Here is a 21,309-nt window from a genome sequence, read left to right on the forward strand (position 1 = left end):
ACAGCAAAAATTACTTCAGGCTGGAGATGTACTTGGCCAGTGCATCAATATCTGCATCATTCAGCTTTTTCGCTGTGTCCTGCATCATGCCGTTTAGGTCATTATGACGGCTCTGGTCACGGAACTTATTCAACTGGATCTTGATGTAGTTGGCGTGCTGCCCAGCAACAGCCGGGAAACCGGCCAGTTCGCTGCCTTTACCTTCAGGACCGTGACAAGCAGAACAAGCGGCTATGCCACGAGACATATCACCACCCTTGAACAGCTTTTCGCCGGCATCAGGAACATCTTTTACTTCAGCAACTTGTAATGTTTGACTGGCAAAATAAGCTGCAACATCGGCAATATCCTGATCGCTCAAGGCTACCGCCATCCCACCCATGATAGGATCCATACGGCCATCCTTGCCACCGGTTTGAGCTGCACTACGAAACTCCCGCAGCTGTTTTTGCAGATAGGTTGTATGCTGACCGGCCAATTTGGGATACATGTCGATCATGCTGTTGCCATCAAGACCGTGGCAGGCAGAACAGACAATGGCTTTGGTTTTTCCCGCTTCAGCATTACCTTCAGCAATCGCAGGTGAAGATATGGCGGCGACTACAGACAGCGCAAGGGCTAACTTTTTCATGGCGTTCCAACTTCTTTCGTTAAATTATTGTCCTGAGCTTACTAGGGTGACCCGCAAGCGTGGTAAAATACAAATAATGTGATCGGGCTAATATTTTACACGAAAACGTGGAAAAGTAAGCAAGTCTTCAATATTTATGCTATCACCCAGCAAAATTCCGGAGTCAGAAGTGACAGCAACTCGTATCGATTTTCGCAAGACAAAATTCCTTATCAGCGCGCCTGATATTGCCCATTTGGACAAGCACTTACCTGGCGATACCGGCGTGGAAATCGCCTTTGCTGGTCGCTCAAATGCCGGTAAATCAAGTGCTTTGAATGCTTTGACCGAGCAGAAAAACCTTGCCAGAACCAGTAAAACTCCTGGCCGTACCCAACTGATTAATGTGTTTGAGCTCGATGAGCAGCGCCGTTTGGTGGATTTACCCGGCTATGGTTTTGCTCAGGTACCATTGGCCATGAAGCTTAAATGGCAGGAGTCTTTGGGTGAATATTTACAAAAGCGGGCTTGCTTGAGTGGTGTGGTGGTGCTGATGGATATTCGCCATCCGTTGAAAGACTTGGATTTGCAGATGATTGAATGGGCTGTTGCCAGTGAAATCCCGGTGTTGGCGCTGCTGACCAAGGCAGATAAGTTGCCACAGAGTGCCAAGATGAAAACGGTCAATGAGGTACGTAAAGCGCTGGCTGACTTTGGTGATTGGGTCAGAGTCGAGCCTTTTTCTTCATTGAAGGGCACCGGGAAACCTAAGGTTTTGGCAATTCTGGATGAGTGGTGCCATCCAGCCTGGTTGGAGCTAGAAGACAACGAACAAGGATGATGGACCCAAACCACTATACGGCAGCCATGGAGGCTGCCGTTTTTGTATCTGTTGTTTGTGCTGGGAGAATCAGGACAAAAAAAACCGGTGACTCAGTCACCGGTTAACTTAGCTCTTTTGGGGAGAAGCTAAAATTTCAACAAGACTCAAGTACCATCAAACTTGGACTTCGATGGCTCTCAATGACGGTAGCATAGCGCGAATCGAATCAGGTTTAAAGTAATTGCTCTAAAAAATACTGTAGACGAAAAAAAGCCCCAGCAAATGATTGCTGGGGCGCCAGAATTTGGCTGATCACTAAAAGTGAAATAAAGGTCTGAAAGATAGAACATCTTAACCTCTGTACCCTACGCCGAGAATAATACTGCATTTATCTTTAATGGGAAAACTGTTTTTTCAAAAATACGACAATAATGTGGAGTCGATCACAAGAAATCTTGGTTGAAACAGCAATTTTTGATCTGTGAATTACAGAAATGAGCTTAAAATGCAATCTGTTAGCACGCATTTGTCGATTAATTGCCGGAAAGTGTTGTTTTCAGTTCAGATAGGTTGGCTAGTGACGATAATAAGCGGGAATAATTACTGCGTTGTGTTCAAAATACGAAAAAGCCACCCCGAAGGATAATGCCGATCAGTTAAGACAGATCGCTTGACGATCTCACTGAAAGGATCAAAATCCGATGACCCCATGTCATCGGATTTTTTTATGCAACTTTCAGAAGCTTTGGCGCGTACTCATATCAATCGTCTTACCGAATTCACCTGTCTGGCCGATGTGCTTGAGCCTGAGTTAATTCAGTCGTGCCTTGATTCACATGGTGTTGCCAGTTTAAGGCGACGTAAGTTACCTATGGATGCCATGATTTGGGCGGTGATTGGTATGGCTCTGTTCAGAGGCGAGTCCGTCCGTTCACTCATCAATAAGCTTGATATCGTCTTACCTCAAGAGGTGGATTACGTTGCTCGCAGTGCTGTCACGCAAGCGCGCAAACGGCTGGGCTCTGATGTTGTTCGGGATGTGTTTAAGCGAAGTGCCAAGACCTGGCATGAAAGAGCAGAGCATCCTCATTGGTGTGGGCTTAACCTCTATGGGGTCGATGGTGTCGTGTGGCGAACACCTGATAGCGAGCAAAACAATCAGGCCTTTGCCAAAACTGCCAACGCTTCTGGTGATGCAGCCTATCCGCAAATTCGCATGGTTTGCATGATGGAGCTAAGCAGCCACTTGGTATTGAACAGTGCCTTTGATTCTGTTGCTGTCAGTGAAATGAATTTAGCCGCCGAATTGATATCAAGCATCCCCAATAACAGCCTGACGCTGTTTGACAGAGGCTTTTATTCGTTGGGACTTTTGCACGCCTGGCAACAGGCTCAACCTAACAGTCACTGGCTGCTGCCGTTGAAGAAAGGGACACAATATGAAGTGGTACGCTCTTTAGGAAAACACGACCAACTGGTGCGGTTAACCACCACGCCTCAAGCCAGAAAGAAGTGGCCTATGCTGCCTGACAATATTGAAGCTCGCTTACTGACGAAGACGATAAAAGGTAAGTCGGTTTCCATTTTGACGTCATTAACGGACCCATTGCGTTATCCGGGGGCAGAGATAGCGGATTTATATGCCCATCGATGGGAGATAGAAGTGGGCTATCGGGAGATGAAGCAGCATCTTCTGGAGAGTCGCTTTACGTTACGCAGTCAATTGCCAGAGCTGGTTATCCAAGAATTGTGGGGAGTACTGTTGGCCTATAACCTCATCAGATACAAGATGGTGTTGATGGCTAAAAGCTTACCGTCGTTACATCCGAACCAATTAAGCTTTAGAGATGCGTCGAGTTATATCATTTTTAAACTGACTCAGCTGTCATCTCAAACGCCTGGGAATGTCCCGAGAGATGTCTTGGACATAGTGCGTAATGCGAGGCAGTTCAAGCTTGATGGGAAACGGGATAGAGCCTATCCACGTGCGTTAAAAATGAGTAAAAACAAGTATCCCATTAAGCCTAAGAAAAATGCCGTTCACACTAAGTGAACGGCATTACCCCGAAGGATGGCTCTTGATGAAGTAGGTGGGTTATCAGTGTGCCTGATCCCAGCTATCACCCAGGCCCGCTTCGGCTAGCAAAGGGACATCCAGGGTAGCGGCTTCAGCCATGAGTTTGCAGATCTGTTGTTGCAACTCTTCTGCTTTCGTTTCATCCACCTCAAACACCAATTCATCGTGAACCTGCATGATCATGGTGATCTCCCCCTTGGTGTCAGAGGCTATCCAGTCGGCAACTTTGATCATCGCTTTCTTGATGATGTCAGCGGCTGTTCCCTGCATAGGAGCGTTGATTGCAGCCCGTTCCGCAGCTTGACGCCTCATGGCGTTGCGATCACGGATTTCCGGTAGGTACAGGCGTCTACCAAATAGTGTGGAGACATAGCCTTGCTCGGCGGCGAGTGCTCGGGTCTCTTCCATATACTTGAGCACGCCGGGATAACGCTTGAAGTAGGTATCCATATAGCTTTGTGCTTCAGCGCGGGGAATATCCAGTTGGCGCGCCAAGCCAAAGGCCGACATGCCATAAATCAGACCGAAGTTAACCGCCTTGGCGCGGCGACGCTGTTCTGGGGTGACAGTTTCAAACGCCACATCAAAGACTTCAGCCGCAGTTGCTCTGTGAATGTCTTTACCCTCGGCGAATGCTGCCAGTAGCCCGGCATCCTGGGACAAGTGAGCCATGATCCTGAGCTCAATTTGTGAATAGTCAGCGGCCAAAATCTTGCGTCCTGAAGGTGCGATAAAGGCTTGACGAATTCTACGCCCCTCTTCGGTGCGGATAGGGATATTCTGCAGGTTAGGGTCGCTGGATGACAAACGGCCGGTAGCGGCGTTGGCCTGATGGTAGCTGGTGTGCACTCTACCGGTTTTGCCATTTATCATCAGCGGTAACTTATCTGTATAGGTGCTCTTGAGTTTGGTCAGGCTGCGATGCTCGAGAATAATCTTTGGCAATGGATAATCCAAAGCCAACTCTATCAAGACTTCCTCGGCAGTGGATGGCGCACCTTTCGGGGTTTTCTTGATTACCGGATAGCCCAGTTTTTCGAAGAACAGCGCCTGCAGTTGTTTGGGGGAACTGAGGTTAAATTTCTCTCCGGCGATCTCGTAGGCTTTTTGCTCCAGCGCATCTATTTTTTGCGCCAGCTCATCACTCTGTTGCGACAATTGCATACTGTCGATCAGCACGCCGTCGCGCTCCATCTGTGACAACACCTGAATAAGCGGCAACTCAAGTTCAGTGAAAACCTTGGCTAACTCTTGCTCCCGCTCGAGCCTGGGCCATAGGTGTTGATGCAGCCTAAGGGTAATATCGGCATCTTCTGCGGCATAGGGCGATGCTGTTTCCAGTGGGATCTGGTTGAATGTCAGCTGCTTGGCGCCTTTGCCTGCAATCTCTTCGAAGCTGACGCATTTGTGCCCCAGGTATTTGAGTGCCAGCCCGTCCATGTCGTGCCTGGATGCCACTGAATTGAAGACATAGGATTCGAGCATGGTATCGAAGGCGACACCGGCCAGCTTGATACCGGCATTGGCCAGAATACTGATGTCATATTTTAGATTTTGACCGACTTTCTTGATCTCAGGGTTTTCAAGGATCGGTTTGAACTTCGCTAATACCTGTTCTCTAGGTAGTTGTTCGGGGGCTTCCGGGTAATCGTGCCCCAGAGGTAGATAGGCTGCCTCTCCTGCCTTGACTGCAAAAGACAGTCCTACCAGTTCGGCATCCATATAATTGAGGCTGGTGGTTTCGGTATCTACCGCCATCAGTTCGGCCTCGGTTAACTTTTTTAGCCATTTTTCCAGGGCAGCCTCGGTCTGTATGGTTTCGTATTCTGTCTCTATGGCGAGTTGGGGTGCAGTTTCTTCCTGGGTTTCAGCCATTGCAGTATTGACCGCCAACGGATGCGGTATCTTGTTATCCAGAACTTCTGCCAACCAACGTTTGAACTCCATCTCACCATAAAGCTGTGTCAGTTGGTCTTTATTGGGGGCCGTAATATTGAGTTGGTGCCAGTCCAGATCCAGCTCGCAATCTGTCTTGATGGTCGCCAGATCGTAAGAGAGTTGCAGCATTTCTGCATTATCGATGATTTTCTTAGCCATGGTCTTGGCACCACGGAAGCCAAGAGCTGTGACACAATCCGGTTGCTGCAGTAGCTTGGCGACACCACCGGCCCCTGTCAGCATGGCCAACGCGGTTTTCTCACCCACACCAGGCAATCCCGGGATGTTATCGGCCTTGTCGCCCATCAGTGCCAACAGGTCGATGATAAGCTCGGGGCCGACGCCAAATTTACTGGTGACCTCTTCCGGCCCCATTATGGTGTCTGTCATTGTGTTGATCAGGGTGACATTGTCATCCACCAGTTGCGCCATATCCTTATCACCTGTGCTGATCAGAATGGCACGTCCTTCTTTACTGGCCCGGGAGGCCAGAGTGCCTATCACGTCATCGGCTTCTACGCCGGGAATACATAGGAGTGGTAAGCCCAGGGCTTCGATGATGGCATGCAGAGGCGCTATCTGACTACGCAGATCATCAGGCATGGGAGGCCTATGAGCCTTATACTCTGTATACATATCGTTGCGAAATGTGGGGCCTTTGGCATCAAACACAACCGCCATCTGCTGTGGCTTGTATTTGCCCAGCAAGCTGCGCAACATGTTGACTACGCCGTAAACCGCCCCGGTTGCTTCACCCTTGGAGTTGGTCAGGTGAGGCGGCGCATAGTAGGCCCGATAGAGGTAGGAAGAACCATCCACAAGGACGAGGGGGTTTTCTGCTATTGTTGGCATAGTTTTGTTTCAATCTAAGCTGTCTTAAGTGCTGCTAAGCATGCCATACCAAGGCATTTTCGGCCATGACAAAATCACCCTCAGCCTGTGGATAAGTCTGTGAGTGAAAAAATCAACATAGAGAAACACTGTAGAGAACAACTCGAAGTTGTTTTTGTAACTTGTTGATATTTATTTATTATTTGTTTTTTTGTGAGTCAGGTAAAAGTTTTACCAAATCTTATCGGTTGTGGATTTTTTAAATTCCTTTTCCAGATTTGCACCTTGGTAGCGGTAAAAATCGCCTCTTAGCAGAGACGATGAATTAAGTTAGCATGTTTTTTAATCAGATCAACCAGTTTGTAATTGGTTTGTTAAACCTAAATGACATAAGAGGGATTTTTTAATGAAAAAAATTGCAGTTCTTCTCAGTGGTTGCGGTGTCTTCGACGGCAGTGAAATCCACGAAGCAGTGTTGACCCTGCTGTCCCTGTCTCGCTCCGGCGCAGCGTACCAATGTTTTGCCCCTGATATTCCTCAAATGCATGTGGTCAATCATCTCAAGGGTGAAGTCGTGGAGACTGAGCAGCGCAATGTGTTGGTGGAGGCTGCTCGAATTGCCCGGGGTGATATCAAGGCGACGTCCGAGTTGAATCTGGCCGACTTCGACGGCCTGATCATTCCTGGAGGCTTCGGGGCCGCCAAAAACCTCTGTAACTTTGCCGTAAATGGCAGCAATAGTGAGATTGCCGCCCCGGTGCGTGAATTTATCAGCCGTTTTATCAGTGCCGGAAAGGTGGTGGGCTTTATCTGTATCGCGCCTGTGATGATCCCGGGCCTCTATGGTAAGGGGGCCAAAGGCACCATAGGGACGGACGCCGAAACCGCAGCGGCCTTTACTGCCATGGGCGGTGAACATCAAAATGCCAAGGTAGATCAAATTGTGGTCGACAGTGAGCGCAAGATAGTCAGCACCCCAGCTTACATGCTGGCAGGTTCCATTGCCGAGGCCAATAGTGGTATTGAAAAGCTGGTGGCTAAGGTGTTGGAGCTGGCCTAAGCCCTGTCCAAGTTCTTTTGAACCTATTCAAGAGGGAGCCTGAGCTCCCTCTTTTTACTGTAACCTGCTGTGCAGAATGACTTTGGCGTGTACAAACCTGAGCCACATAGGATTAGCTTTTCTTGCGGTTGTCGAGCCAGCCTTGGGCCAGCCCGACCAAGAGCCCGCCTAGATGCGCGCCGTTGGCTATCGAAAGGCCAAACATATCCATAAAGCCAAGTACCAGCCACAGCAGCATAAAGCCCATCATGGCCGGTGGCAGGCCTATGCCTTTCTCTGGGCTCATGCGGCCGCTGACCCAGGTATAACCCACCAGGCCATATACAACCCCGGAAAGACCGCCGAAGTTGGGGCCACTGAGATAGTACTGCACTATATTGGGCAAAGTGCCGGCGACCAGCAGTAGAGTCAGCAGTGGCGCAATGCCGATACGGTTTTCTATTTTGCCACCCAAGACCCACCACCAGAGCAGGTTAAAGGTGATATGCAGCGCCGAGAAGTGCAGCAGGCTCGGGGTAAATAAGCGCCAGAATTGGCTGAAACCGGCATCCGAAGTGGCGCCGAAGAAAGCCAGGGCTTCGAAAACCTGATTGCCGTAGCCCAGGTTCATGGCTGCGAAGATAGCTATGCAGACCAGTAGAATGATCAGCGTCAGCGGTCCGGCGCCGGTAATAAATTGACTCAGCAGTTGCAGCGATGGCGCGCCATAGTCAAAGCGGATTCGGTTGTCGCCATGATCCCAAGAGGCCTGCAAGTACTTGGGGTTTAACGGATCCTGGACAAAGTCGAGAAATGCTTTGCGCCCCTTGGCTTGGTCTGTGTCCTCAATAACATGGATGGCCACCCCCTGTTCCAGATGTGTGATGCGACAGGGGATCCCTTCACCCTTGAGGTAGTCTACCAGCGCCTGGGCGGCGCGTTCGTTGGGGAGGCGGCCGATTTCCATGTCTCAGTCCCTCGGCCAGGCAGCGAAACCGCCATCCAGGCTGTAGACCTCATCGAATCCTTGATGTTGCAGATATTCCGCGGCACTTTGGCTGCTGATGCCATGATAACAGCAAACCACCAAGGGCTTATCCATATCGGCGTCCCTGAGATAGTCGGCCAGATTGTCATTACCGAGGCGAACGGCGCCGGGAATATGGGCCGTCTCGAAACTGGCCGGATCGCGGATATCGACTATCTGCAGCTCGGCATCTTCGGCCATCATTTGCTGGAGTTGAACGACAGAAAGGTGTTGGTAACTGGACATAGTTTGCCTGTAAAAGAGGTAGTGCTTATTAACAGTGTGCATCAGGGCGCTGCATGAGTACAGCGCCCTGTTTGGGGATCAATCCCAGCTGAGAATGACTTTGCCGGATTGACCCGAACGCATGGCATCAAAGCCCTGCTGGAAGTCATCTACTTTGTAATGGTGAGTGATAATAGGTGCAATATCCAATCCGGACTGGATCAGGCTGGCCATTTTGTACCAGGTTTCAAACATTTCCCGGCCATAGATGCCCTTTATCACCAAACCCTTGAAGATGACCTTGCTCCAGTCTATCGCCATATCGCCACCCGGGATCCCCAACATGGCAATTTTGCCACCGTGGTTCATGGTATCCAGCATGGAGTGGAAGGCTGACGGCACACCGGACATTTCCAGGCCGACATCGAAGCCCTCTGTCATGTTGAGTTCGCTCATTACGTCTTCGAGTTTTTCCTTGGCCACATTGACGGCTCGGGTCGCCCCCAGTTTACGGGCCAACTCCAGACGGTACTCGTTGACATCCGTAACTACCACGTGGCGCGCACCGACATGGCGGCAAACCGCGGCGGCCATAATGCCTATGGGGCCGGCTCCGGTGATCAGCACATCTTCACCGACGAGATCGAACGACAGCGCAGTGTGTACCGCGTTGCCGAAGGGGTCGAAGATAGCGGCCAGATCGTCGCTGATATCATCGGGGATCTTGAAGGCGTTGAAGGCCGGGATCACCAGGTATTCGGCGAAGGCGCCTTCGCGGTTAACCCCAACACCCACAGTGTTGCGGCACAAATGGGTACGGCCACCACGGCAATTGCGACAGTGACCACAGGTGATATGGCCTTCGCCTGACACCCGGTCACCAATATTGAAGCCACGCACTTCCTGGCCCATATCCACCACTTCGCCGACATATTCATGGCCGACAACCATAGGAACCGGGATGGTCTTTTGTGACCACTCATCCCAGTTGTAGATATGCACATCGGTACCACAGATGGCGGTCTTGCGGATCTTGATCAGCAGATCGTTATGGCCCATTTCTGGCTTGGGCGCGTCTACCATCCAGATGCCTTGTTCAGGCTTGAGTTTGCTCAGTGCTTTCATCATGTTACTCCATGGGATAGGTATCAGATGATACCCATCTCCTTGCCGATTCGGGTGAAGGCTTCGATGGCCTTGTCCAGCTGTTCACGGCTATGAGCCGCCGACATCTGGGTACGGATACGGGCCTGTCCCTTGGGTACAACCGGGAAGGAGAAGCCGATAACATAGATATTTTCCTGCAACAGGCGGTTGGCGAAGTCACTGGCCAACTTGGCATCACCCAGCATGACCGGCACTATGGCGTGGTCGGCTCCGGCCAGGGTGAATCCGGCTGCAGCCATTTTTTCACGGAAATAACGGCTGTTTTCCCATACCGCTTCGCGCAGTTCCTGGCCCTCTTTGAGCATCTGCAGCACCCGAATCGAGGCGCTGACAATGGAAGGCGCCAGTGAATTGGAGAACAGGTAAGGACGTGAACGCTGACGCAGCCAATCGACGACTTCTTTACGGGCCGCGGTAAAGCCGCCGGAAGCGCCGCCCAGCGCCTTACCCAAGGTGCCTGTGATGATGTCGACGCGCCCCATCACATCGCAATATTCGTGGGTGCCGCGGCCGTTCTGGCCGATAAAGCCAACGGCGTGGGAGTCATCGACCATGACCAGAGCGCCGTATTGGTCGGCGAGGTCACAGATACCTTTGAGGTTGGCAATAACCCCATCCATGGAAAACACTCCATCTGTCGCTATCAAGATATGGCGGGCACCGGCATCGCGGGCGGCGATCAGTTGGGTTTCCAGATCGGCCATATCATTGTTGGCGTAGCGGAAACGCTTGGCCTTACACAGGCGAACACCGTCAATGATAGAAGCGTGGTTCAGGGCATCCGACACTATGGCATCTTCCGGGCCCAGCAGGGTTTCAAACAGACCTGTGTTGGCATCAAAGCAGGAGGAGTAAAGGATGGTATCTTCCATGCCGAGAAACTCGGATAGATTGGCTTCCAGTTGTTTGTGAATATCCTGGGTTCCGCAAATAAAACGTACCGAGGCCATGCCAAAGCCATGATCTGCCAATCCGGCCTGCGCCGCCTTGATCAATTCAGGATGATTGGCCAGCCCCAGGTAGTTGTTGGCGCAAAAGTTGATAACTTCTGCTTCATTGACGCGAATGGCCGGTTGCTGTGGAGAAACTATTACACGTTCGCTCTTGTACAGGCCTTCGGCCTTGACGTCAGCAAGCTGTTGGTTGATCTGATCGTAGAATGAGGTAGATGCCACCTTAAGTCTCCTTGATTGGATTATTCTGTTTATTGGAGTGGTGGCATTTTAACCCTAAAGCCAATGGCTCAACACTCTTTTTTGAGCTGGGTCGGCAGGGATAAATCAGATTAGGGCTAGTGCTTGTTTCAGATGAGAAAAACTAGGGAATCCGAGAAGGAGAAAGGCATCTGAATGACAGATGCCAAAGACCAAAGACAGTAGGGTTAGTCTTGCTGGTGGGCTAAAGTTTGGTAGTGCTGCTCCAGACGCTCGAAGGTCGAGGTGGAACTGGGGGTGGCGTAGGCTTTAAAGATCATCAGCACCCTGAGCAGGCCTTCATAGAGTGAAGACTTGGTGATATTGGCTATGCTGGATTGGGTCAGCTGATAGCTGATCCAGAAGCTGACTATCATCTTGATAGTATCGGCCAGGCTGGAGATCTTGTCTTGCTCCAGCTGCAGAAAGCCATCCTGACACAACTGTTGCAGTACGTGACTAGAGCGGGTCAACACCTTTTGCTGGGCTTCCAGATAGCGCTTTTTCAAGGCCTCATCGCGGCTGAGGATGTCGGCCAGGTTGGCGTACATAAAGCGAAATTGCCACAGGGTATAAAACATGGCATCGAAATAGCCAATCAATAACTCGACATCGACTTGCCTGTCTTCATAGGGTTGAAACCCCAGGTCCAGATGATTTTCATACTGGGCGAAGATGCAGCGAATAATGTCTTCCTTGTTGCGGAAGTGGTAATAGAGATTGCCTGGGCTTATTCCCAGATGGGCCGCGATATGATTGGTGGTGATGGAGCGCTCGCCGTGTTCGTTGAAGAGTTCCAGGCTGGCCTGGATGATTTTATCGCGGGTTTTCATCTGAGTCCTAAATGGTTGCGGCATCATCCGCAATCCGGCGAATGGCTCTTGGTTATGCTGCTTCGGGTATTATGCTAGCATTGTGACAATCCATCAGGCAAAACTCAATTATCCCGCCAATGAACCTTAGTCGTTACTCACTCTTGCTGTATCTGTTGTCGCCACTCTTACTGCTGTATCTGGCATTTAGGGCCTTGAAAAGCCCGGATTACCGTGGCCGGTGGGGTGAACGATTCGGCTTGTTCAAGGCCAAACCGACAGACCTGTTGATCCATACTGTTTCCATGGGGGAAACCCTGGCAGCTGTGCCGCTGATCAAGGCATTGATGCAAGCCAACCCTGATCTATTTGTCACGGTAACGACCACCAGTCCCACAGGTTCCCGTGAGGTGCTCAAGGCATTTGGTGACACAGTGCAGCATTGTTATCTGCCGTTCGATCTTCCCTGGTGTGTGCGGCGTTTTCTAAACAGGCTCAAGCCTGCAAACCTGATTGTGATGGAAACTGAACTCTGGCCCAACTTACTGCATCAGGCCAAAAAACAGGGTGCCGGCATCATGCTGGCCAATGCCAGGTTGTCGGCCAAGTCGGCCGCCAAATACCAAAAGTGGGCCGGGCTTAGCCTGCCCATGTTGCAACTGCTGGATAAGGTGGCCGTGCAGACTCAAGCCGAGGCCGAACGCTTTATCGCCCTCGGGATAGCCGGCGACAAGCTGAGTGTGTGCGGCAGCCTCAAGTTCGACCTGCAGCTGGATCAGCACAAGATAACCAAGGCCAGAGGCGAAAGGCAGTTGTGGGGGCGCGCCTCGTCCCCGGTATGGGTTGCCGGCAGTGTTCATCCTGGGGAATTTGCCGCCATGTTGGAGTGCCATAAACGCTTGTTGGCGCTGTGGCCCGAGGCTTTGTTGATCATGGTACCGAGACACCCGGAGCAGTTCGATAATGCCGCCACGGCAATCAAGCAGGCCGGGCTTGCCTATGTGCGGCGCAGCAGTGGTCATGAGCTAGCTGCCGGGACTCAGGTGCTGCTGGGGGATACCATGGGGGAGTTACTGGGGTTATATGCCTGCGGCGATCTGGCCTTTGTCGGCGGCACCTTGATTACCAATGGCGGGCATAATCCGCTGGAGCCGGCGGCCTTGGGCTTGCCGGTCTTTGTCGGCCCCCATCATTGGGACTTTGCCGAGATAACCTGCATGTTGCAAGATGCCGGGGCCTTGCTGCAAGTTGAGGATGCCGCCTCGCTGGCGAGTGGCATAACGGCACTGTTGCAGGACAGCAACGCGAGACATCGTGCCGCCCAAGCCGGCTTGGAAGTGGTTAGCAGCAACAGAGGAGCACTGCAGAAGCAATTGCGGTTGGCTCAGGCTTTGTTGTCAGCTGAGCCGCGGTAGCCTTCCAGCAGCCACTGCCAGTTATCTTCGGTAAATTGCAGCTCGGGCTGTTTGCGTTTTTCTTTGTTGAAGGAACGCAACAGCCTACTGAGATTGGCCTGTTGCCAACCGTCGGCCGGGGTTCGCAGCTCTCCTCGGTCAAAATCAATCAGATAAAAGCCCTGGTCGCTGCTGAGAATATTCTTGGCGTTGAGATCGGCATGGTAGACACCACGCTGATGGAAACGGCCAATCAAGGCGCCGAGTTGTTGCCACTGAGGGCGCGACATGGCCTGTTTTTGCAGCAGAGCCACCAGATCCTCGGCACCATGAATGCGGCGGATCAGAATGTCGGCCCGATACCAGAGACCGAAGCGTTCCACTTTGGCGGCAATTGGCTCGGGCACAGGTAAACCTTCTTCAAAGAGTTGCTCCAAGAGCGCCAGTTCTGCTACAGCACGGGTCTTGGGGACGCCGGTGAATAGGTAGGCATCTTTGCTGAACTTTTCCATCAGGCCGCCGCGCCAATAGTGGCGCAATACCCACTGCTGTTTCCCATGCTCGACAAACCAGGTGGTGTAACGCCCCTTGGATGAGCCGACAATCGCTTGCTGTTGCCGCCAAAAAGACTCGTCAAACCAGGTTTCATCCAGGGCTTGTGGGGCGGCATGACTCAGCGCCAGGCAACCCTTGGCGGTATTTTTAATCTGCATCGGCTATTTGTTCGTTATAAGCTTGGAACCTGGGTCTATTCTACATTAAGATCTGGGGTTTGCACCCAAGAAGCCGATTCTGTCCATGAGTCTTGACCCAGCGAAAATTCAATCTCTCTGCTTGCTGCGCCTGTCGGCGATTGGTGATGTTTGCCATGCCGTCGCCATGGTGCAGGCGATTCAGCGTCAGTATCCGCAACTGGCCATCACCTGGGTGATAGGTAAGATAGAATATCAACTGCTCAAACACCTGCCCGGGGTGGAGTTTGTGGTGTTCGACAAAGGCCAAGGCTGGAAGAGTTACTTCAATCTGCGGCGAGCGCTCAAGGGGCGTCGTTTCGATGTGCTGTTGCACATGCAGGTGGCGCTGCGGGCTACCATAGCCTCATTGATGATCCCCGCCAAGGTGCGCATAGGGTTTGACCGGGCCAGGGCCAAAGAGGGACAATGGTTGGTGACCAATGAACAGGTGGCTCCGTTGGCCACACCCCATGTATTGGAAGGCTTTATGGGCTTCGCTAAGGCTTTGGGGGTGACAGATCTTCAGCCTAAGTGGAACATTCCTGTGCCCTCCGCCGATACTGAGTTTGCCCGTCGGTTGATCCCTGATGGGGATAAGGCACTGATTATTTGCGCTGCCGCCAGTAAGGCAGAGCGAAATTGGTTGCCAGAACGTTATGCTCAAGTAGCCAATCATGCGCTGGGAAAGGGGTATCGTGTGTTGCTTTGCGGCGGTCCCGCTCCTATGGAGTATCAGCTTGCCGAGGCCATTCTTGAACATGGCGATGCGCGCATCGAAAACCAGGTGGGTAAGACTTCGCTGACGCAGCTTTTGGCGCTTTTGAAACAGGCGAGCATAGTCCTGGCGCCGGATACCGGTCCTGCTCATATGGCTGTGACCCAAGGAACACCGGTGATCGGCCTATACGCCCACTCCAATCCTGGACGCACTGGGCCTTATACCTGTTTGGATAGCGTGGTCAGTGTCTATGATGAGGTAATTGCCTTGCAATATCCAGGTGAGGTTCCCTGGGGGACACGCGCCAAAGGCGCGCATCTGATGGAGATGATCCCGGTGGCTCCTGTAATTGCCCAATTGGATCGTCTGTTGCCAGCAAGCGAAAGCACTTAATCAAGCGATCCACAACAATACTCCGGTCAATAGTAAGGAGCTTCTGATTAATGGTAAACTTCAGGCTTGATGGGCTCATCTGCTGACAAACATCAGTTGAGTGATGCAATGAGGGAGGATGGGGTTTTCCATTTTATTTTAGGGATAATGTCGATGTCCGTGGCGCCAAAATTTCTGTTTGTACCTGTCTCCTGTGAAGAGGGAATAGGTGAATATATGCGTTCCACCATAGTGGCCGACGAGATCATGCAGCGTTGGCCCGGAGCACAGATTGAATTTGTGCTTAACAGTCGCGCCCCCTATGCCAAGTATTGCCCCTATCCAACGCATCTGGTTGACGACACTCCCACCAAGCGAGTGAAAGAGGTGAACCAGCTGATCTCAAAGTTAAAGCCTGATTTAGTGGTCTTCGATGCCGCAGGACGTAAAGCACAGCTGAAACATGCTTATCGCAGCGGTGCCAAGGTAGTTTTTATCAGCCAACACAAACGCAAACGTGCTCGTGGCATGAAGCTTGTGCGGGCATTGGTCACTGACAGTCATTGGGTGGTACAGCCTGAGTTTGTGATTGGCGATATTAGTCGTTTCGATCGCTTTAAGTTAAACCTGATTAAGCGGGCCGAGCCCATCTTTACCGGTCCTATCTTCGCTCGACCCGATAAAGTGTTGCAACAGCAGTTGCAGCAAGAATATAGCTTAAATCCCAAGGGCTATCTCCTCTATAGCGCAGGATCTGGCGGTCATTATGTCGGCGCAACTCTGGCGGCTGAGCGTTTTGCCCAAGTGGCGCAAATCTGTTATCAAAAGATGGGAATACCCAGCGTCATGGTGTTTGGCCCTAATTATCCTAAACCTCTGCCTAGATTAGAGGGTGTAGTGAGTATAGATCGGCTCTCCAGCGTGGAGTTTATCAACCTGCTTGATGGCGCAGTGGGCGCTGTGCTAAGCGGTGGCGATACCCTGCTGCAGGCGATAGCTCTTAAGGTGCCAACGTTGGCTGTGGCTGTTTCCAAGGATCAACCCAAGCGGATTGATAGCTGTGTGCAGCGGGGCTTAGCCATCAGCAGCGATATCGAGACCGATACCATGTGTACTCAGGTACAGCGCCTGTTGGAACCACAAACTGTAGCGCAGTTAGTTGTCAATATGGATAAAGAGGGGGAGGCCAAGGGGTTGGATATCTGCATAATGGAGATTGCGCGACTATTGGGGCTTGATTATGAGTAGTAAACGGATCGGCTTAGCTATAGACAGCCTCGCCGGTGGCGGTGCAGAGAAGATAGTCTTAACCCTGGCGACTGAACTGAAACGTTTGGGACATGAGCCGCATCTTTTGGTGCTGACCCCTCATTATGATTATGCAGTCCCCGAGGAAATTCCCTTGCATGTCTGCTTCGATGAAGGTGAGCGGCATATCATTGCCTGGTGGCGGTTGGGTCGCTCGGTTGCCAGGGTAAAGCAATGGTTCGATGAACTCGAACAGACTTATGGTGGTTTTGACCTTATTTTGTCTAATTTGGACAAGAGCAATTTATTGCTAACTCGTGCCGGCGTATCACCGCTCTATATTGTGGTGCATAACTCTATTGAAGAGGAGTTGAAGCGTGAGCGTAAACTCGGACTATTAGCTTACCTTGCAATGCTCAGAACCAAGCTGGCACTGAACGGCCAGGCGTTGATCACAGTCTCCAAGGGGATCGCTCAGGAAATTCGCCAGAGCGGGCGAATTTCTCCCCGCAGTATGCGTACTATATATAATCCATTCGATATAGAAGCGATAAGGGCAAAGGCTGCAGAGGAACACCCGGATATTCCCAAGGGGGACTATCTGATCCATGTTGGTCGTGTCGCACGGCAAAAACGTCATGACATACTATTTCAGGCTCTTGCCAAGATGCATAAGCCTTTGCCGCTGGTGCTGCTTTGTAACAATCCCAAGAAGGCGATGAAACTGGCCAGAAAATACGGCGTGGCCGATCGCATCATCTGTCCCGGGTTTCAGGCCAACCCCTTTCCCTGGATAAAGGCGGCGCGCCTATTAGTGCTAAGTTCCGATTATGAAGGCTTTGGTAATGTCCTGGTCGAGGGGTTATTGTGCGGCACACCTGTGATCAGTACCGACTGTCCCCATGGACCTGATGAGATTTTAACGGGTGAATTGGCTAAATATCTGGTGCCAAGACGGGATAGTAAGGCTTTAAGTCAGAAGTTGGAGCAAGCCTTGGAGTATTATCCGCCTTTTGCCGACAGTCAGATCCTTACGCAGGTGACTATCGACAAAATTGTTGCCGATTATCTGAGCCTCTGTGAGTCCTCTTAAGGGTAATGGAATAGAACTTTCACTACTTGCAGCCTACTTACTTAAGTTCTTGCTTGTTTAATCGTTTTACAAACCCTGATATTACAGCCTCGTTGTTGGTGGGCTAAATATAAAGCATTAATAAATAATGCTTTATAAAGTTTTCCCTGCCTAGATTTATGTTCAACATATGCTCAATTGTTGATTAAAGGCTGAAATTTTTCTGTTTCACCATAGAAGTTTAGGATTTGCTTTTCCACTGCATTTGCGACTTGGTGTGGGGCAATAGAGCTTGCTTTACCTGTACCTTCAAGGATGATGCTATCCCCCAGTGGTTGCCAGAGCTTAAAGTCGCTGGCCATTAGGGTTACTTGAGGCTTAGACATACATACAGCTAGATGAGCAGTAGCTGTATCTACGCTTATAATTAGATCGCAAAGACCTATGATAGCAGGAAGCTCAAAGAAATTATTCAGTGCAGTAAAAGTCGTGATCTGTTTTGGATTTAAATCTCTATCTGCTCTTATCTCTGCCGTGACAGATTCAAGCTTATCTGGCGGTGTGTTGACTATGAATACCAGGTTGGCATATTTTGAATTAAGCAGCTGGATCAGTTGTTTCACTTGAAGCCAAGGGTAGTCTTTTTTCGTCGCCGTTGATAGGTGATTGATAAAAATAATGAGTTTATTTGAGTCACCCTGTGTGAGTGAGGTTATCACGGGTTGGACACTAGATTGATATTCTGGACTAATATTAATATCGAGTTGTTTGTTGCCGTTAATGAGATCTTTGGTATCTAATCCTAGAAATTGATTAAAGCAATGACCATAGAACTCTGTAACATGTGAGCTTTTTTTAGCTATATCACGGTAGTTGAGAATACCATCGAGTTTGCCAGCATGGATTTTACTGCTAAATAGATTTCTTAGGGTGTAGTTCATGGTGGCGACAACTACGGCTGTCGATGAGATTTGACGTGCAATCTTTGCAAATTGTTCGCTACGATTCTTCCCTACGAAAATGATGATATCGTAGTTTTTTTCTCGAGCTGCTTGGATTGCTGCTTGACGTTGATTCAAATTGCTCACTATGGGATAGACGTCGTCGAAATCCCCTATTGCATTTATCCATTCCGATAGAATTTTGTTGCGGCCTTTGGCCCAATCGTGGGGCTTACTGCGACAGTCATCAAACCAGATATCGATACTAAGATGAGGGTATTTTGCTTTAAAGGCGCGTAACCAAACACCTTGGTAGACAAAGTCACCAATGGCCAAGTGTGTCATGTACAAGACACGTTTAGCTTTCAGTATGCTTGAATGTTCAATTATGACAGACACAAGAATCTCTATTTTAGATAGTTGGTAAACTGTGTGAATTTTTTGTCAAGCTTAGGCGTTGCAAAAAGCCGCGCCAGGGCACGTTGCCAGTTAAGATATAGCTTGGTTAATTTACGTTGCTTCATCTTTTCAAGCCCCCCATGAGGGTTGATGTCCGATAGGCCCGTCAGATCGACTGAAACGCAGTATGGGATGAGTCCAAAAGGATAAATACCTAGCGTCCACCAGGATTTTAGGTGCCCATCAACTGGCTGTACCACATAAGGCATGTTTTTGATAAGTGCTTTCGCTCCTTTTTTACTCACTACCTGTGCTACAGCGCTAATTGGAAACTTATGATAGCTAATAAATTTGTGCTTATGGTAAGTATAAGCATTCCTAATATTACTCTGGCCACCTTTGCGGAGTGGATAAAGCTTAATGAAATCCCATTCTTTTGTGGGTAGGTTTCGCATTAAGTCGACCACTTCGGAGAAATTGTCTTCTAGGTAGATGTCATCCTCAAGGATGAAGGCAAAATCCAAGTCATCATCGATAATTTTTTGCCATGCTTTTTTGTGGCTAAGACTGCAACCGACCTCTCCTTTACTTAGCGCCCTGTAATAGTTTTTTTGCACTAATTTGGCAGGAGAAACCTGTTCAATTTCTTCATCTGTTAGTAGGTTGCCATCAACACCTTCTATGCGTTCGAAGGGGACTCCAACACGATTGAGTTGCTCGGAAATGCGGGCCATCCGCTCAGTAGAGCGGGCTAGATTGATAACGAAAACCTTATACTTCATCATGAGTTTTAGCTATTTCCTTAAATGGTGACGAAGGCTTTAGCCAAGGCACTGATGATCGTTCTCGGTAGCTTATAACGCTTATGTGCTTTGTCGATAAACAAGTCCCAGCCGTCACTTTTTATTTCTTTTAAAATGTCAGCATCTATTTGGTTAGCAAATATGTCGCAGAAGTCGTTTACAAATCTGACTTCACGTTTTAAAGAAGAGTTAGTATAGCCTCTACCAGCATAATGGATGAAGCTGGCTTGTTTATAATTTTCTGCCCCTAAAACATCCATGCGGTTAAACCGTGAAGATATGCTTTTATTTTTGAGATTATCACGTTGTATCAGGTAATTTACATAAGTTTGTTCATAGTACTTTATGTGATTACAAAGTTTCTGAAGATCAGATAATGAGGCAATGTCAAATACCGGACATTGGCGTGAAATTAGCATGCAGCCTAGGTTATAGTAGACAGGGCGTCCATTTACTTTTGGCCAGTCTTTTATTTCACCCATGATCGCAGAGATTTTGTCTATCACAGGTTGACGTTCTAGCAACTGTCCTTCATTAAATAGATAAATAGTATCTAGTTCATTATAAACTTCAAAAATGTTGTCAGCATCTGGAGTAATAATGATATCGGCATCCAGGTACAGTACCCTATCGTATTTTTTCAATAACTCCTTGATATATAACTTCTCTGTCCATGCAGGGCTGGCGGTATGTTTTGGATTTGTGATGGTGATTGGGTAATGGAGCTCCTTTGAAACGATAAGATCAGCACCGACTTTTTCGGCATATCTTTCGAAACTGAGTAACGCGGCACGGTACATGGGATTTTCATCACCAATAGCAAGCGTAAAAATAGCTGTTTTCAATTGATTGTCTTTCATTACAAATGGGCTCCTCAAGGCTTAATTACTGACCGATAAAGTGTTGCGCGGCCAGCCAGTCCAAATACTCGGGTACTCCTTGCTCGACTGTTTTAAAGGCCTGAGTATATCCAGCAGCCCTAAGCCGAGTGAGATCCGCCTGGGTATAGCTTTGATAGGCGCCTTTGAGCTTATCCGGGAAAGGAATATATTCGATTTCCCCCTTACCGTGATAAGCGATCACCGCATTGGCCACATCGTTGAAGCTCTGTGCTTGACCCGTACCACAGTTGTACACCCCTGAGACACTCGGATTTTGCCATAGCCAGAGGTTGACCTTGACTACATCTTCGACATACACGAAGTCTCTCAGTTGTTTACCATCTTCGAAGCCGTCGTGGCCCTGAAATAGGCGGCAGATGCCATTCGCCTTGATCTGATTGTTGAAGTGGAAGGCTACGCTAGCCATGCCGCCCTTATGTTGTTCTCTTGGTCCATAAACGTTGAAGTAACGTAGTCCGGCCACTTGAGTCGTGAAGCTATGTTGCCTGACATATTGATCGAAGAGGAACTTGGAGTAGGCATAGACGTTGAGCGGCTTTTCCAGCTCCCGCTGCTCGACAAACTTATCGCTGCCGCCGTAAACAGAGGCCGAAGATGCATAGATAAACTGGCTGCCGGTACGCTCACAAAAGTGGAGCAGGGTTTTGGAATACTCGTAGTTGTTAGCCATCATAAACTTGCCGTCCCACTCTGTGGTCGACGAACAGGCGCCTTGATGGAAGATCACTTCAACCTTGTTATCGAATTGTCCTTGGGTTATCTGTTCGATGAAGTCTGCTTTATCCAGATAGTCGGCGATTTCACAGTCGGCGAGATTAAACATCTTGGTGCCGTCGGTCAGGTCATCTACGGCAATAATATCACTACGTCCTAAGTTATTGAGCGCTTTAACTAAGTTGCTTCCAATAAAGCCTGCGGCACCTGTGACTACTATCATAAGTATTTTCCAATTTTCGTGTGACTCATATCAATTTTGAGTCGCTA

At 49.6% G+C, this 21,309-nt stretch carries 19 protein-coding genes; 7 read left to right on the plus strand and 12 right to left on the minus strand.

Annotated features, from left to right (window positions below):
* Positions 1-10: 10 nt before the first annotated feature.
* Complete coding sequence (locus WKR14_RS00395) at positions 11-631, minus strand: c-type cytochrome (RefSeq protein ID WP_039035423.1); 621 nt, start codon at positions 629-631, stop codon at positions 11-13.
* Positions 632-800: 169 nt separating this feature from the next.
* Here WKR14_RS00395 and yihA point away from each other — a divergent pair, with 169 nt between their 5' ends.
* Together yihA and WKR14_RS00405 are read left to right on the plus strand one after the other, a co-directional pair.
* A complete protein-coding gene (gene yihA, locus WKR14_RS00400) occupies positions 801-1,451 on the plus strand; it encodes a ribosome biogenesis GTP-binding protein YihA/YsxC (RefSeq protein ID WP_335921277.1) in 651 nt (216 codons plus the stop codon).
* A 709-nt stretch (positions 1,452-2,160) separates the two neighbouring features.
* On the plus strand, positions 2,161-3,486 hold the full coding sequence (locus WKR14_RS00405) for an IS4 family transposase (protein ID WP_117200635.1): 1,326 nt from the start codon (positions 2,161-2,163) through the stop codon (positions 3,484-3,486).
* A 45-nt stretch (positions 3,487-3,531) separates the two neighbouring features.
* Here the strand turns inward: WKR14_RS00405 and polA are convergent, their stop codons facing one another.
* Positions 3,532-6,300, minus strand: a complete 2,769-nt coding sequence (gene polA / locus WKR14_RS00410) for a DNA polymerase I (RefSeq protein ID WP_335921276.1) — start codon at positions 6,298-6,300, stop codon at positions 3,532-3,534.
* A gap of 385 nt (positions 6,301-6,685) precedes the next feature.
* On the opposite strand from polA, the gene elbB reads away from it, so the two are divergent.
* Positions 6,686-7,339, plus strand: a complete 654-nt coding sequence (gene elbB, locus WKR14_RS00415) for an isoprenoid biosynthesis glyoxalase ElbB (protein WP_101053278.1) — start codon at positions 6,686-6,688, stop codon at positions 7,337-7,339.
* 112 nt (positions 7,340-7,451) lie between these two features.
* Here elbB and glpG read toward each other — a convergent pair whose 3' ends face one another.
* From glpG to WKR14_RS00440, 5 genes are all read right to left on the minus strand, one after another.
* Complete coding sequence (glpG, locus tag WKR14_RS00420) at positions 7,452-8,285, minus strand: rhomboid family intramembrane serine protease GlpG (protein ID WP_226565422.1); 834 nt, start codon at positions 8,283-8,285, stop codon at positions 7,452-7,454.
* Positions 8,286-8,288: 3 nt separating this feature from the next.
* A complete protein-coding gene (glpE, locus tag WKR14_RS00425; RefSeq protein WP_025888989.1) occupies positions 8,289-8,591 on the minus strand; it encodes a thiosulfate sulfurtransferase GlpE in 303 nt (100 codons plus the stop codon).
* Positions 8,592-8,669: 78 nt separating this feature from the next.
* The gene (tdh, locus tag WKR14_RS00430) at positions 8,670-9,695 is read right to left on the minus strand and encodes an L-threonine 3-dehydrogenase (protein WP_101053274.1); all 1,026 of its coding nucleotides are present in this window, start codon (positions 9,693-9,695) and stop codon (positions 8,670-8,672) included.
* 23 nt (positions 9,696-9,718) lie between these two features.
* A complete protein-coding gene (locus tag WKR14_RS00435) occupies positions 9,719-10,912 on the minus strand; it encodes a glycine C-acetyltransferase (protein WP_101053272.1) in 1,194 nt (397 codons plus the stop codon).
* Between the two features lie 206 nt (positions 10,913-11,118).
* Positions 11,119-11,763, minus strand: coding sequence for a TetR/AcrR family transcriptional regulator (locus WKR14_RS00440; protein WP_208143363.1), 645 nt, complete (start codon positions 11,761-11,763; stop codon positions 11,119-11,121).
* A gap of 119 nt (positions 11,764-11,882) precedes the next feature.
* On the opposite strand from WKR14_RS00440, the gene waaA reads away from it, so the two are divergent.
* Positions 11,883-13,157: a lipid IV(A) 3-deoxy-D-manno-octulosonic acid transferase gene (gene waaA, locus WKR14_RS00445; protein ID WP_339087197.1), complete on the plus strand. Its 1,275-nt coding sequence runs from the start codon at positions 11,883-11,885 to the stop codon at positions 13,155-13,157.
* On the opposite strand, the gene WKR14_RS00450 is transcribed toward waaA, so the two are convergent.
* A complete protein-coding gene (locus tag WKR14_RS00450; protein ID WP_101053266.1) occupies positions 13,127-13,849 on the minus strand; it encodes a 3-deoxy-D-manno-octulosonic acid kinase in 723 nt (240 codons plus the stop codon). The two genes, waaA and WKR14_RS00450, sit on opposite strands and share 31 nt — an antisense overlap.
* Positions 13,850-13,934: 85 nt before the next feature.
* Here WKR14_RS00450 and WKR14_RS00455 point away from each other — a divergent pair, with 85 nt between their 5' ends.
* From WKR14_RS00455 to WKR14_RS00465, 3 genes are all read left to right on the plus strand, one after another.
* Positions 13,935-14,981 carry a glycosyltransferase family 9 protein gene (locus WKR14_RS00455; RefSeq protein WP_165564249.1) on the plus strand — a complete coding sequence of 349 codons (1,047 nt, stop codon included), beginning with the start codon at positions 13,935-13,937 and terminating at the stop codon, positions 14,979-14,981.
* Positions 14,982-15,134: 153 nt separating this feature from the next.
* Positions 15,135-16,208, plus strand: a complete 1,074-nt coding sequence (locus WKR14_RS00460; protein WP_240905016.1) for a glycosyltransferase family 9 protein — start codon at positions 15,135-15,137, stop codon at positions 16,206-16,208.
* Positions 16,201-17,301, plus strand: a complete 1,101-nt coding sequence (locus WKR14_RS00465) for a glycosyltransferase (RefSeq protein WP_101053260.1) — start codon at positions 16,201-16,203, stop codon at positions 17,299-17,301. Before WKR14_RS00460 ends, WKR14_RS00465 begins: the two co-directional genes overlap by 8 nt.
* 173 nt (positions 17,302-17,474) lie before the next feature.
* Here the strand turns inward: WKR14_RS00465 and WKR14_RS00470 are convergent, their stop codons facing one another.
* The 4 genes from WKR14_RS00470 to rfaD are packed head-to-tail and all read right to left on the minus strand — an operon-like array spanning position 17,475 to position 21,262.
* Positions 17,475-18,620 carry a glycosyltransferase family 9 protein gene (locus WKR14_RS00470; RefSeq protein ID WP_165564251.1) on the minus strand — a complete coding sequence of 382 codons (1,146 nt, stop codon included), beginning with the start codon at positions 18,618-18,620 and terminating at the stop codon, positions 17,475-17,477.
* Positions 18,621-18,628: 8 nt separating this feature from the next.
* On the minus strand, positions 18,629-19,405 hold the full coding sequence (locus WKR14_RS00475) for a glycosyltransferase family 25 protein (RefSeq protein WP_101053256.1): 777 nt from the start codon (positions 19,403-19,405) through the stop codon (positions 18,629-18,631).
* Between the two features lie 17 nt (positions 19,406-19,422).
* Entirely contained in the window at positions 19,423-20,283 is an 861-nt protein-coding gene (locus WKR14_RS00480) for a glycosyltransferase (RefSeq protein ID WP_339087198.1), read from the minus strand.
* Between the two features lie 25 nt (positions 20,284-20,308).
* Positions 20,309-21,262, minus strand: coding sequence for an ADP-glyceromanno-heptose 6-epimerase (rfaD, locus tag WKR14_RS00485; RefSeq protein WP_101053254.1), 954 nt, complete (start codon positions 21,260-21,262; stop codon positions 20,309-20,311).
* Between the last annotated feature and the right edge of the window lie 47 nt (positions 21,263-21,309).

It is taken from the genome of Shewanella chilikensis (assembly GCF_037953065.1).
Taxonomy (GTDB): domain Bacteria; phylum Pseudomonadota; class Gammaproteobacteria; order Enterobacterales; family Shewanellaceae; genus Shewanella; species Shewanella chilikensis.